At 62.3% G+C, this 12,783-nt stretch carries 13 protein-coding genes and 2 pseudogenes; 5 read left to right on the top strand and 10 right to left on the bottom strand.

The genetic code is table 11. The annotated features are described in order from the left end of the window. The first annotated feature begins 40 nt into the window (after positions 1 to 40). Both GV819_RS10730 and GV819_RS10725 read left to right on the top strand, forming a co-directional pair. Positions 41 to 1,666 carry a methyl-accepting chemotaxis protein gene (locus GV819_RS10730; protein WP_161756046.1) on the top strand — a complete coding sequence of 542 codons (1,626 nt, stop codon included), beginning with the start codon at positions 41 to 43 and terminating at the stop codon, positions 1,664 to 1,666. A gap of 108 nt (positions 1,667 to 1,774) precedes the next feature. Then, on the top strand, positions 1,775 to 2,224 hold the full coding sequence (locus GV819_RS10725; protein WP_161756045.1) for a hypothetical protein: 450 nt from the start codon (positions 1,775 to 1,777) through the stop codon (positions 2,222 to 2,224). On the opposite strand, the gene GV819_RS10720 is transcribed toward GV819_RS10725, so the two are convergent. Continuing rightward, a complete protein-coding gene (locus GV819_RS10720; protein WP_161756044.1) occupies positions 2,221 to 3,402 on the bottom strand; it encodes a GAF domain-containing sensor histidine kinase in 1,182 nt (393 codons plus the stop codon). The genes GV819_RS10725 and GV819_RS10720 overlap by 4 nt on opposite strands. Before the next feature lie 188 nt (positions 3,403 to 3,590). Continuing rightward, positions 3,591 to 3,908: a PepSY domain-containing protein gene (locus tag GV819_RS10715; RefSeq protein WP_161756043.1), complete on the bottom strand. Its 318-nt coding sequence runs from the start codon at positions 3,906 to 3,908 to the stop codon at positions 3,591 to 3,593. Between the two features lie 156 nt (positions 3,909 to 4,064). Here GV819_RS10715 and GV819_RS10710 point away from each other — a divergent pair, with 156 nt between their 5' ends. Then, positions 4,065 to 4,976: a sterol desaturase family protein gene (locus tag GV819_RS10710; RefSeq protein ID WP_161756042.1), complete on the top strand. Its 912-nt coding sequence runs from the start codon at positions 4,065 to 4,067 to the stop codon at positions 4,974 to 4,976. Here the strand turns inward: GV819_RS10710 and GV819_RS10705 are convergent. Beyond that, entirely contained in the window at positions 4,954 to 5,634 is a 681-nt protein-coding gene (locus GV819_RS10705) for a helix-turn-helix transcriptional regulator (protein WP_161756041.1), read from the bottom strand. The genes GV819_RS10710 and GV819_RS10705 overlap by 23 nt on opposite strands. After that, on the bottom strand, positions 5,635 to 6,762 hold the full coding sequence (locus tag GV819_RS10700) for a glycerophosphodiester phosphodiesterase (RefSeq protein WP_161756040.1): 1,128 nt from the start codon (positions 6,760 to 6,762) through the stop codon (positions 5,635 to 5,637). It lies immediately after the preceding gene. A 245-nt stretch (positions 6,763 to 7,007) separates the two neighbouring features. On the opposite strand from GV819_RS10700, the gene GV819_RS10695 reads away from it, so the two are divergent. Further along, positions 7,008 to 7,343 carry a DUF2025 family protein gene (locus GV819_RS10695; protein WP_161756039.1) on the top strand — a complete coding sequence of 112 codons (336 nt, stop codon included), beginning with the start codon at positions 7,008 to 7,010 and terminating at the stop codon, positions 7,341 to 7,343. A 49-nt stretch (positions 7,344 to 7,392) separates the two neighbouring features. Here the strand turns inward: GV819_RS10695 and GV819_RS10690 are convergent, their stop codons facing one another. Further along, positions 7,393 to 7,716, bottom strand: coding sequence for an antibiotic biosynthesis monooxygenase family protein (locus GV819_RS10690; RefSeq protein WP_161756038.1), 324 nt, complete (start codon positions 7,714 to 7,716; stop codon positions 7,393 to 7,395). Further along, positions 7,713 to 8,432, bottom strand: a complete 720-nt coding sequence (locus GV819_RS10685; protein ID WP_161756037.1) for a CTP synthase C-terminal region-related (seleno)protein — start codon at positions 8,430 to 8,432, stop codon at positions 7,713 to 7,715. The genes GV819_RS10690 and GV819_RS10685 overlap by 4 nt, the downstream gene beginning before the upstream one ends. A gap of 88 nt (positions 8,433 to 8,520) precedes the next feature. On the opposite strand from GV819_RS10685, the gene GV819_RS10680 reads away from it, so the two are divergent. After that, positions 8,521 to 9,399 carry a LysR family transcriptional regulator gene (locus tag GV819_RS10680; RefSeq protein ID WP_161756201.1) on the top strand — a complete coding sequence of 293 codons (879 nt, stop codon included), beginning with the start codon at positions 8,521 to 8,523 and terminating at the stop codon, positions 9,397 to 9,399. A gap of 5 nt (positions 9,400 to 9,404) precedes the next feature. On the opposite strand, the gene GV819_RS10675 is transcribed toward GV819_RS10680, so the two are convergent. From GV819_RS10675 to GV819_RS10665, 4 genes and pseudogenes are all read right to left on the bottom strand, one after another. Beyond that, the gene (locus GV819_RS10675) at positions 9,405 to 9,944 is read right to left on the bottom strand and encodes a DUF1003 domain-containing protein (protein WP_161756036.1); all 540 of its coding nucleotides are present in this window, start codon (positions 9,942 to 9,944) and stop codon (positions 9,405 to 9,407) included. Positions 9,945 to 10,032: 88 nt separating this feature from the next. Then, positions 10,033 to 10,470, bottom strand: a pseudogene (locus tag GV819_RS33715) (methyl-accepting chemotaxis protein); the annotation flags it as partial. A gap of 108 nt (positions 10,471 to 10,578) precedes the next feature. Beyond that, positions 10,579 to 11,262 (bottom strand): annotated as a pseudogene (locus tag GV819_RS33710) (PAS domain-containing protein); the annotation flags it as partial. A 445-nt stretch (positions 11,263 to 11,707) separates the two neighbouring features. Continuing rightward, positions 11,708 to 12,778 (bottom strand): diguanylate cyclase, encoded by a 1,071-nt coding sequence (locus GV819_RS10665; protein WP_161756034.1) that lies wholly within the window; start codon positions 12,776 to 12,778, stop codon positions 11,708 to 11,710. Positions 12,779 to 12,783 lie beyond the last annotated feature (5 nt).

Here is a 12,783-nt window from a genome sequence, read left to right as displayed (position 1 = left end):
CCCATCGGGCCTGCTCTATCCCTGCTATGAGATTTCCTCGATGTTTTTGCAAAAATCCCTGAGAGCGCAAATTCTTGCCCTGCTGAGCGGTAGCCTGTTGGCGATGCTGTTGATCGCCCTGGCGAGCTTTCACTTGCTGTCCGGTGGCGTGCAGAGCTACCGCCAGTTGATCGAGGGCCCGCTGCACAGTTCGCAGTTGATTGATGAGGCCAACCTGCAATTCAAGAGTCAGGTGCAGGAGTGGAAGAACGTGCTGCTGCGGGGCAAGCAGCCCCAGGAGATGAACAAGTACTGGCAGTTGTTCGAAGATCGTCAGCGGGATGTGCAGAACATCCTCGGTCAGCTGGCGCAGACCCCGGGGCTCGATGCAGTCCTCAAGAGCCGGGTACAGCGTCTGGCGGAGGAGCACCGGCTGTTGGCTGCGGCCTATCAGAAGGGGCGTGATGCCTATGTTGCGGGCGGGGCTGATCCGAGTGCCGGCGACGCCGCAGTCAAGGGCGTGGACCGGGCTGCCAGCGAGCAGATGAGTGAGCTGGTGACCGAGTTGCGCAAGCACGGCGAACAGCAATCGCAAGAGATCAGCGCAGCGGCCGACCGTACGGTGTGGCTGGGCATCCTGGTGATGCTCGCTTCTGGCCTGCTGATCGGTCTGCTCAGCCTGTGGCTGGTCAACCGCAGCCTGGTGCAGCCGATCCGCGAGTTGATCGATTATGTTGCGCAGCTCAGCCGTGGGCAGTTCTCCCAGCGGGTGGCCAGCGAGCGCCAGGATGAGTTGGGCAAGCTGGCGATGGCCGCCAATACCTTGCGCGATTTCCTCGCCCAGACCTTCAGCAGCCTGCAGCGCAGCGCTTCGGACCTAGACAGCTCCAGTGGCGAGCTCAACTCCATCGCCACCTTGATGTCCCAGGGCACCAACGAGCAGTTCAGCCGCACCGATCAGGTGGCCACGGCGATGAACGAGATGTCCGCCACCGCCCAGGAAGTGGCGCGCCATGCTGCCGATGCTGCACGCGCAGCGGACGATGCCGACCAGTCGGCGCAGCAGGGTGAGCAGGTGATGCAGAGCACCATCCACACCATCACCCAGATGCGTGGCGAGATCGCCAACACCGCCTCGGTGATCCGTCGTCTGGAAGCCGACAGTGGGCGTATCGGCAAGGTGCTGGAAGTGATTCAGGGGATCGCCGAACAGACCAACCTGCTGGCCCTCAACGCCGCCATCGAAGCCGCCCGGGCCGGAGAGGCCGGGCGTGGTTTTGCGGTGGTCGCCGATGAGGTACGCAGCCTGGCCCAGCGCACTGCCGCCTCGATTACCGAGATCAACCAGATCATCCAGACCGTGCAGACCGGGGCGGTGGACGCGGCCCAGGCCATCGAGAGTGGCCAGTCCCGCAGCGAGCAGAGTGTGCAGCAGGTGACCCAGGCCGGGGCCATGCTGGAACGCATCACCGAGGCGGTGGAAGCGATTCGCGACATGAATCGGCAGATCGCGACCGCTGCCGAGGAACAGACCTCGGTGGCCGAGGATATTTCCCGCAACCTCACCGAGATCACCTCCATTGCCAGTACCAATCTCGACAACGTTCAGCGCACTGAAGCGGCAAGCCGCAATCTGCATGGCCTGTCGGCACAACTGAACGAGGTGACGGCGCGTTTGAGCGCCTGAGGCCAGTCTTCCTGTATCGGCCTGCTTACCAGGCCGATACACGATCACTCTCAAGTGGCCGGGGCGTTTGTCGATGATCGGGTATCTTCCCGTATCAGGACACATGCCATGGTCAGCATCACTTCGATCTCGATCAACCAGACCCAGGTCAGCCCGACCAAGACCAGTATCGCCGGCAGCGGCAGCGCTACCAGCGAGACCTCCGCTACCACCACTGGCAGCACGACCACCGCCAGCGCTAGCGGCAAGGCGCCGGCGGCAGGGGGCGCGGCTGCGGGCGGCAGTGCCAGCAGCGAGGATTCGAGCAGCGATTCGGTGAAGGCGTTGCGCAAGCAGGTCGCCGAGCTGCAAAAGCAACTGCAGGAGCAGCAACAGCAGTTGCAGGCGGCCCAAGGCAAGCAGCAAAGCGCCGATGCCAAGGCCGCTGCAGTGGCGGCCGCGCAGTCTCAGGTGGCCAGCACCAGTGCGTCTTTGCAGACCGCTACAGCGGCCTTGCTCCAGGCACTGCAGGACTCCAGTGGCAGCACTTCGGGATCCTTGGTCAGTACCAGGGCTTAAGCCTTCAGGCTCAGTGGCAGGCTGAAACTGAACACGGTGCCTTGCTGCGGGTTGGAGACCACTTCCAATTGTCCCCCGTGGGCTTGGGCGATCTGCTGGGCAATGTACAACCCCAGGCCAAGTCCGGCCTGGGGCGTGTCGCTGACCGGGCGTGAGTAGGGCTGAAACAACCGGGGCAGGACTTGCTCGGGGATCAGTCCCTGGTTTTTCACTCGCAGCACCAACTGTTCAGACTGCTGTTCTGCCTCGACCTCTACCACGCCCTGCGCCGTACCATGGCAGATGGCGTTGGCCACCAGGTTGGAGAGCAACTGGGCGATACGTTGGCGATCGCAGTGAATACCCTGCAGGTCGTCGATCCGGCACTGGATGGTGCGCTGTGGGTGCACGTTCTGCACTTCGGCGATCACATGGCGCAGCACCTGTTCCAGGTCGGGGCAGGGCGCCAGGTCCAGGGTAATGCCCGGCCCCAGGCGGCCTCTGGCGAAGTCCAGGACATCCTCCACCAACTGCGCGGCACGGTTGCTGCAGGCCAGGATATGCTGCACCAGGGGATCGGTGTCGGGGCTCTGGTGTTTGCGCAACAGGCGTTCGGCCCCGACGTTGATGGCGAACAGCGGGTTGCGCAGGTCGTGGCCGAGCACGGCGATGAACTGCTCGCGCAACTCGGCGGTATGCCGCTCCTGTTGCAAGGCCGCTTCGGTCTGTTGCTGGCTTTCCTCGGCCTCGATCTGCAGCGACAGCAAGCGCGCGAAGGACTCCATGGTGCTCTGGATAGCGCTGGCCTTGAGGGGCAGGGGACTCGGGTCGAGGGCACAGATGGTGCCGAAAAAACGTCCATCGGTGCGAAACACCGGAACCGAAATATAGCTTTCGAAGCCGTACAGGCGCGGGGTGTGATGGTTGTGGTAAAGCGGGTCTTCACTGGCCTTGTCGATCACCACCGAAACATGGGCCGCACGGATTTCGTGGCACAGGGTGGTCACCACATCCAGTTCGCCGCCGACCTTGAGGCCGAAGTCCAACTGATCGAGTACGGCACAGACGTGCCAGGAGTGCTCGGTGACCCGGGCCACGGCGGCGAAGCGCAAACCGGTCATTTCCCGGATGACCTGGAGCATCGCCGGGACTGCACTGATCCGGCCGATGGTGGCGATGTCGACTGCTATAAGGCCCATTTCTGTCTCTGCATGGAATCTCGACGCCCTGCTGCGTCGACGGCCTGGATGATTCTAGCGAGCCGGGCGCGACAGGGGGCAGATACCTGGGGCCTGGCGAGAAATTTGTTGCTGGCGGCGATTTTCCAGCGGCCTAAAAAAACCGCCGCGTCCCCTGTAACAGGGACGCGGCCGTTGTGCCGGGGGGCTTACTTGTCTTGCTTGTTGCTCAGGACCTTGCCGGTCTTGGCGTCCAGGTCCACGTCCCACTCGATGCCTTTGCTGTCACGCAGTTCCACTTGATAGACGTAGGCGCCGGTGGCGGTCTGCTCCAGCTCGGTGTCGGTAATGCTGGCAGCAGTGGTGCCGGGGTGCTGGGCCAGGGCGGTCTGGTTGAGCTTTTCCAGATCCATGATGGCGCCGGACTTGATCAGGCCCGGGATCAGGTCCGGACGCACATCGGCCTGGGCCAGGCCGGCAGTCAGGGTTAGGGCGGCAGCGGCAAACAGAGCGGAGAACTTGGTCATGGGTTGCTTCCTTGAGGTGATGGGTTTCGATGGGCACAGGTTAGTCGCTGCAACTTAATTCACCCTTAATTCAGGTCACGCTTTGCGCCGTTTGTTCAAGCCAGGAAGCCGGGGCCAGCCGCAAGCTGGCGTCTCCCTCTACAGGAGACAACGTGGATGAAACGAATGCTTGCGTGGTTGTACGCCCCCTTGTTCTTTGGCGGGTTCATCGGCACGGGTCTGTGGTTGATGAGTGGGGGCAAGACCTTCCCTGGCGGGTTGTTGCTGTTGTTCATAGTGGCGCTTGGAGTGTCATTCCTGGCTGAGTGGGGCTTGCCTTACGAGCCTGTCTGGAACCGCTCCCAGGGCGATCGGCTGCGGGACATTCTGCATGCCCTGGTCAATGAGAGCCTGAACGTCGTGGGCCTGCTGGCGCTGCCGGGGCTGGTGGCGCTGCTTGGTCATGAGGGGTTGTGGCCCCAGGATTGGCCGCTCTGGGGGCAGTTGCTGCTGGCGATAGTGATCGCCGATTGCGGTATTACTCTGGCTCATTACGCCAGCCATCGCTGGGCCTGGCTCTGGCGCTTGCATGCGGTGCATCACAGTGTGCCGCGCATGTACGGCTTCAACGGTTTGCTCAAGCATCCCCTGCACCAGCTACTGGAGGCTTCGGCGGGATTGCTGCCGCTGCTGGTGCTGGGCATTCCACTGCCGGTGGCACAATTGCTGGCCCTGGCCATCGCCATTCAATTGCTGTTGCAGCATTCCAATGTCGATATGCGCCTGGGGCCTCTGCGGTGGGTGTTCGCCTGGGCGCCGCTGCATCGTTTCCACCATATGAAGTACGGACGCGCCGGGGATGTGAATTTCGGCCTGTTCTTCAATCTCTGGGACTGGTTGTTGGGCACCGCGTTCTATCGGGACGACTACTCGATGCGCCAGGGTGACCTGGGCATCGGCAGCCGTGCGGATTATCCCGTCGATTACTGGCCGCAGTTACTGGAGCCGTTCAAGACCCCGCGCTACACGCCAGAACCCAAGGTGCCCGAAGCGCTGCGTCGCCGGGTCAATCCAGCAGGCGGGGCCTGAGGGTTTTCAACGCCTGGCTGGCCGTGACGCCGAACAGTGCCTTCAAGGTACGGCAGAAATGCGCGGTGTCGGCGAACCCGGCACCGTGAGCCGCCTGGGTAATGGCTTGGCCCCCCAGCAACAGGGCCATGGCCAGGCGCAAGCGCCTCCATAGCACCAGGCGCCGTACCGGTAGGCCGACATCACGGGCGAACAGCCTTTCCAGCTGGCTCAGGGACACATTCGCCTGGACGGCCAGTTGCGTGGCCGCAACCTTGTCGCCCGGTGCGGTGTCCAGCACCATCAGCGCCCTGGCGACACGGCGGTCGGCAATGGGCTGGCGTGGGCAGCGGCGCAACGCCGCTTCCAGGCCGGGCAATGAGGGGGCCGCGTCGCGGACAGCCATCTGCAAGCTTTCGGCAGTCAGCAGCAGTGGCTCGGCATAGACCGTGAAGACCCGGTCGGGGGCCTGGATGATCGCGTGGCGGTGCAAGGCTTCGATAAACAGGTAATGGCCGGTTTGCCGGGTGCCATCGAGCTCCAGCGTGACCGGCTGCTCGGGCGCGATGATCAGTTGATGGGCGTAGTGGGCATGGGGTGCAGTGCACCCCATGGTTCCGTGGATCAGGCCAAAGTCATGGCCCAACCAGAGCTCGCCGCTCCAGGGTGAGAGGGACATTCAGTAACCGCTGGCCTCCAGCAGTTGGGCAACGCTGGCTGTGGCCGGGCGCTTGAAGTACTTGAGCAGTTCGGCGCTGCGGTTGGTGAAGACGCCATCGACCCCGGCGTCCATGACTGTCTGGAAGTCCACTGGCTCGTCGATGGTGTAGACGTGCACCAGCAGGCCCTGGTCGTGGGTGTATCGATTCATCCAGGGTTGCACCAGGTCCGAGTAGCTCTGGTCGCCTCCTGCTGCCAGGGCTGCAGAGGGGCCAGTGCCAATGGCGCCCTGGGCCTTGGCGTAGTCGACCCAGCGCTTGAACTCGGCCTGGTCCTTGGGTTGCTGCTTGGCGTAGAACACGGCCTTGTCGGTTTCGCCGCTGTTGGCGAAGGTCTGGCCGGAGGCCGGTTCGATGCTGCCGGCGCCCACCCACAGCAGCAGGACTTTTGGCACCTTGGGCATTTCCTTGTGCAGCAACTCCAGGCTGTGTTTGTCGAAGGTCTGCAACACCACCTTGCCTTTGCCCTGGCCCACCGCCAGTTCGCTTTTCGCCAACTTGGAACCGGCCGGGCTCAGCCAGCCGCGGTCCTGGAGTTTTTCCTTGAGTTCGTGCTCGATGCCGGGGAACAGCTGGGGCTCCTTGGTTTCGATGTAGAGCCCGGGCTTGTGCTGCGGATTACCCTGGGCGATGTCGATGATTTCATCCAGGGTGAGGATCTTCAGGCCGGCAAAACCTGGCCGGGCACGATCCGGGTGGGCGTGGTTGAACCAACTGCCGGCGTCGAGGGTTTTCAGCTCGGCCATGGTGAAGGCGGTGGCCGGGCTGTCCTTGCGCTCGGGGAATTTTTGCGCCACATCGGTGGTGCGTTGCAGGTTGTTGTCGTGCAGGGCGAAGAGCACGCCGTCTTTGCTGCGCTGCAGGTCCATCTCAAGGTAGTCGGCGCCCAGATCGCGGGCCAGGCGGTAGGAAGCCGCAGTGGATTCGGGGGCGTCGAAGGAGGCTCCACGGTGGGCGATCACGGCCGGCTGCGGGATCCCCTGGCGGGCCGCGAGAGCATCTGGATCAGGCTGTTCAGAGGCCTGGGCCAGGCCGCAACCGAGCATCAGGCCCAGTATCAGGGCACAAGGGGTGAAGGTTGCTGGCATGCTCGAAATCCTTTCGTGGAGGCAAGTACAAGGAGATATCTTTTAGCAACTCAATGACGCTTGTGCTATCTGCGCAGCGATATAAATCCCTCTCATTTACAGGTTTGAGGGTTTTTTCCGGTGCTTTGCAGTACTCTTGGGCGCTGCAGTTTCCCCATCAGAGGGAAGCCTGAAAAGAGCTTTTTCCTTGCCTCGCGTGTAGACCATCGATCACCAGTCCTGCGGGACTCACAGTGAGGTTTACCATGAGCATCACCTCCGAACTCATCTGCCAGGCTGCCGATCAGCTCAAGGGCTTTGTCGGCTTCAATCGCAAGAGCGGGCGCTACATCGTGCGTTTCAGCGAAGACTCCTTCGGCATGGATGTGGCCGACGACGCCATAGTGCCGGCCAACGAATTTGTCTGGGCGCCGGTTTCCGATCAGGCCATGAGCCTCAAGCGCGAGCAGATCCAGTTGCTGCTGGATCAGAATATCGACGACCGGATCAATATCAGCGAACCGTTGCGGGTGTACATGCGCCGCAGCGACCTGCCGGAAATCCAGGCCGTGCGCAATCTGTTGTCGACCGCCGAGGGCTGACGCCATTCTTGACCCTGAACCGCTGTCTCCGGTGGCTCAGGGTCTTGCCTTACACGCCGAAGCTGTAGGCGCGTTCGACCTTGCTCACCCGGGTATGAAAATAGGTGTACCAGTCGACGCGACCACGCTCGCGGGTGGTGCTGTGTTCGGCGTGATGTTTCCAGGCACGGATTGCCGCTTCACTGTCCCAGTAGGACACCGTGATACCGAAACCATCCTCGCCCCGTGCCGATTCGACTCCGAGAAACCCCGGTTGCTGGCGGGCCAGCTCGACCATGCGTGCGGCTGCCTGGTCGTAGGCGGAATCCGCTTCGCGGCGCTGGGAGCTGAAGATCACCGCGTAGTAGGGCGGGGCGGGTGTCTGGCCGATCACGTGCGCGCCTCCAGGCAGGCGGTGAGCAAGGCGGTGGTCAGGGGCGGCGTGCACCCCTGGAGGGCGGCGCGCTCGGGTTGGAACAGGGTGGCGATGAAGAACGGATGGCCATCCAGTTCCACGGCCCGCAAGTCACCGGCCTGATCATGGCCACTGGGGCGCAGGGCGCCGCTGAGCAAGGGCCCGGCGAAGTCCGGGTTGACCCCGTAGCGGCAGCGATAACCCTCCTCGATGTCTTGGGTGCCGTAGGCCCTGGCGATGCGGCTGCCGGCTTGCAGTCGAATCTGCTCGTGGGCCTCCACCAGGGCGCAGCTCAAGGGAGTAAGCAGCACTCGCTCGGCGTCGGGCGCGATCTCGCCGTGTTCGGCATCGGCCCAGCCCAGCACATTGCGAGCGTATTCCAGAACCGCGTGTTGAAAGCCGCCGCAGGTGCCAAGGAAGGGGCGTTGCTGTTCCCGCGCCATGCGGATCGCCAGCAGTGTCCCATGGATATTCAGATAGGGGCTGCCAGGTACGCACCAGATGCCATCGAAGCCTTCCAGCTGTTCTGCGTGGGTCAGCGCCTGGGTGGCCAGCCACTGGTAATCCACACGAATCCCGATGTCGGCAGCAGCCCGATCGAGTGCCAGGGGAATCGCCTGGTGCGCGGTGATCTGCGGATCATAATCCCCCACCAAGGCGATACGGATGGTTGGTGTCGGTACGCGTGCGTGCATGGGGCTCTCCCGTTATGGCGCTGACTTGTCGATTGCCTGAGGCCACTATAGATTGGCGCTTACGCAATCAATATTGGCGTTTACCCAAGTGATCAATGCAGCCACGCACTATCAATTGGACTATCCCGACCTGTCGCTGATTCTCGCCCTGGTCCGTGGCGGCTCCCTGGCCCGGGCTGCAGCCCTGCTCAAGGTCGATGTCTCGACGGTGTTTCGTGCCGTGCGCCGGCTTGAAGCCGGGCTCGGTCAGCAACTGTTCGACAAGAGTCGCGCTGGCTATCTGCCCAGCAGCCTGGCCCAGGCCTTGGCGCAGCAGGCCGAGCAGGCAGAACAGGCCCTGGATGCAGCGCGGATCGGTGTGGCCCAGGGCGGTGAGGTGATCAGCGGTACAGTACGCCTGACCTGTACCGACTCGGTGTTGCAAGGCCTGTTGCTACCGGCCCTGGCGCAGTTCATGCCGCAGTATCCGGCGCTGGTTATCGAGCTGTGTACCTCCAACGATTTCGCCAATCTCAACCGGCGCGATGCGGATATTGCCGTGCGCCTGACCGCGACACCGCCCGAGCATCTGGTGGGGCGCTGCCTGGGCGCGGTGTCATATCGCGTGTGCGCCAGCCCGGCGTACCGGCAACGGGTCGATTGCAGCGATCTGTCACACGTGGCGTGGATAGCGCCGGATGACTTTCTTCCCGATCACCCCACCGTGGCCTGGCGTCGCCAGCAGTGGCCCGGCGTACAGCCCAGCTACCGTTGCAACAGCATGTTGTCGGTAACCGAGCTGGTGCGTGCCGGCCTGGGGGTTGCCGCGCTGCCGGACTTTCTGGTTGGCAGCGGCGGACTGGAAGCGTTGGGCGAGCCAGTGGGTCATGAAACAGCCCTGTGGCTGCTGACCCGTCCGGACTGTCGGGCCCTGCGCTCGGTGGTGACGCTGTTCGATGAGCTGGGGCGCCACTTGCGTTGGGCCTGAAATCCTCAGGCCTGCGGTGGATCCTTGCGCACGAAGTGCTCGTGCATTTCGCTGGTGAGGGTCTCGATGCGTTCGGTCAGTTCTTTGGTCATTTCCGTCAGGCGGGTGTTCTGTTCCAGCAGAGCCATCAGTTGTGTGGTGGTCTGTGCGGCCTGGGCCTGGCGCTCGCTGTTGGCAACGGCCAGGGCTTCACGGTGTTGCGCATCCGCGTCAGCTTGGGCCTTGTCCCGGGCTGCCTGGCGAGTCTGGGCCAGGAGAATCAGCGGGGCGGCGTAGGCCGCTTGCAGGCTGAAAGCCAGGTTCAGGAGGATGAAGGGATAGACGTCGAACTGGGTGACTCCAGCCAGGTTCAGGGCGATCCAGACCACCACGATCAGGGTTTGCGCGCCGAGAAAGGTCGGGGTGCCGAAGAACCGTGCAAAGGCTTCGGCCTTCAAGGCAAAGCTGTCGTTGCCGAAGGTCGATGCCAGGTGGGCGTGGGCGCGGTGAAAGCGCAGATGGTCGATGACCGGGTCGGTTTTTTCCGGGGTGTCGCTGGAACTCATGATGGCCTCCGCCAGGCTCTGGGACGTCGGGTCACTATAGCCCCGAGGCTCGGCCCGGGGGCACTGTCGACCTGCGCAAAAGTGATCCTCAGGGTGTGCTGCGCGCGCCGGCGAACATGCTCACAGCCTGCACCGCATCACTGGCTCCATCGCGAATCTGCAGGATCACCGTACCGGCCTGATCCGCCAACTGGACACCCTTGGCCGCCCGCTCACGGGTGCCATCCATGCTCTTGATGGCTTGCAGCGTTTCGTTCTGGATCATCTCGATCATGCTGGAGATTTCCGCCGTCGAGCCACTGGTGCGTGAGGCCAGTTGCCGGACTTCATCGGCCACCACGGCAAAGCCGCGACCCTGCTCCCCGGCCCGGGCGGCCTCGATGGCAGCGTTGAGGGCCAGCAGGTTGGTCTGGTCGGCAATCGCGCGGATGGTGTTGACGATCGCGGTGATCTGCTCGGAGCGTTCACCGAGTTTGGCGATCAGCGATGAGGAGTCTTCGATGTTATCGGCGATCTGGCGCATTTCGCTGGCGGCCTGCTGGATCACCTCGGTGCCTTGCTCGGCGACTTTACGGGTTTCGACCGAGATGTGATAAGCCTGGCTCGCGCTTTGGGCGTCCTGCTCGTGTTTTTCCACCTGCTGGGTAACGTCGGCAGCGTACTTGACCACCTTGTACAGGCGCCCGCTGGCGTCGTAGACCGGGTTGTAGTTGGCTTCCAGCCACAGTGTGCGTCTGTGCTTGTCGATCCGTTCGAACTGGCCGTTGAAGAACTCGCCCTTGTTCAGGCGGCTCCAGAAGTCCTGGTAGGCGCTGCTGTTGACCAGGTCGGGTTTGCAGAACATCCGGTGATGTTTGCCCAGGATTTCGTTCAGGCTGTAGCCCGTGCGGCTGAGGAAGTTGGCGTTGGCGCTGATGATGCTGCCGTCGAGGTTGAATTCGATTACCGCCATCGCCCGGTCAATGGCTTCCAGTTTGCTCCGGGCCTCGACTTCCGCTTGCACCTTGGCGGTGACGTCGAGTGCGTATTTGACTACTTTGTATACCGCGCCGGATTCGTCCCGAATGGGGTTGTAGCTGGCTTCCAGCCACAGGCTCTGCCCGGTGCTGCCGAGGCGCTCAAAGGTCCCCGATTCGAAGCGGCCGTCTTTCAGGCGCGCCCACAGTTGCTGATAGTCACTGCTGCGGGCGTATTCCGGGGTGCAGAACAGGCGATGGGGCTGGCCGATCACTTGATCTTCTCGATAACCCAGGGTCTTGAGGAAGTTGTCGTTGGCGCGCAGTACGTTGCCCTGCAGATCGAACTCGATCACGGCCATGGAGCGGTCGATAGCGTCCAGCATGCGCGCTTGTTCGGTGATGGTTTGGCGCTGGGAATCGATGGTCTTGTTGTGACGGTTGAATAACATGTTGGCTGCTCTATGGGAGAAACGTTGCGTCGATCCCTATTGAGTGCGCCGGTATGCCGAAAGCTCCCTGGCGTTCGGCACTATCTGCTCAATGCCAGCGCTCCATGACTGACAGACAAATTCGCAGCGATGCAACGGGCGACGCTTCGGGCGAGCGCCGCTGGCCGTATCAAGAGGTGAGTTAACGGCTGCGAATCGATTGGGTTGGGTGGATTGGCTATGGCAGCAATCCTCCATAGGAGGTTGTTACGCCGCAGCAAAGTGGCGGCATTATGATGGCGGAGGCGCTGAAAAATCCAAATAAACTTGTACAAAAATATTTTTTGCTTCTTTTTTGTACAAGTTAATAGGGCGCTTATGCCATTTGTGTCTGCTCGAAATGGGACTTGCCAGCATTGTTGGCGGTCTGGTTGCGCCCACCGTTCTTCGCCAGATACAGGGCTTTGTCCGCAGCATTGAGCCAGCTGGAAGGGTCCTGGAAGTCAGGGCTGAAAGCGGCCAGGCCGATGCTCAGGCTGACCTTCAGCTCGGGTACTTGGGGGTGTCGGTACTGGCTGAAGATCTGGCGCAGGCGTTCCATGACATCAAGCGCCTGCGACTGGCTCATGCGCGGCAGGATCACGCAGAACTCATCGCCACCGTAGCGCCCGGCGAGGTCGTCATGACGCAGATTGCGCCGCAGTTCGCTGCTCAAATGGCGCAGCACCGTATCGCCGATGATGTGGCCGTAGGTGTCATTGATTGCCTTGAAGTGGTCGATGTCGATCAGCGCGATGCTGGCTTCCATCTGCCGTTGTTGGCACTTGTGGAACTTGATGTGCAGCAGGTCTTTCCAGGAGCCGTGATTGAGCAGGCCGGTGAGGCTGTCGGTGCGGCTCAGGGCACTCAGGGCACGCTTGTGTTCGGACAGCTTGATTGCCAGCCGGTAGCAGACTATGCCCACTGCCAGCGGGTAGAGGGTCAGCATCGGCAGGCAGGCATAGATCTGCAGCGCGGTGATCTGGGTATTGAAGCTGGCGCCGAACAGCGCCCAGGACAACAGCACTCCGGCAAACTGGCTGAGACTGCCACGGATGAACAGGCGCAAGCCGCCCGCGGCCACGTTGTTCATGGCCATCATCGACAGGATGGTCACCGCCGGCAGGGGGTTGAACTGCATGGTGGCGGTCCAGAATCCGCCCATCAGCGAGTCATACAGCAGGTTGCGGCGTTCCGCCTGGTAGGGAAAGGCCGAACGGGTGGAAAGTTGATAGGCCAGATGAGGCCAGACCAGGCCATTGAACACAAGCAAGGCCCATGTCCAGTTGGGCAGATCCAGGGGATAGAGGGTGGCGAAGACGCTGATGGCGCCAATTCCCAGGCCGATAATCCTTGGCCGATAAATGCGCCGGGCAAATGAAAGCCCTTTGCCGCGTTGATTTTCCATAAATT

The organism is Pseudomonas sp. Fl5BN2 (genome assembly GCF_009908205.1).
In the GTDB taxonomy this organism is placed as follows: Bacteria; Pseudomonadota; Gammaproteobacteria; order Pseudomonadales; family Pseudomonadaceae; genus Aquipseudomonas.
Note: the sequence above shows the minus strand (reverse complement) of the source record. Positions and strands in the feature narration are given on the sequence as shown.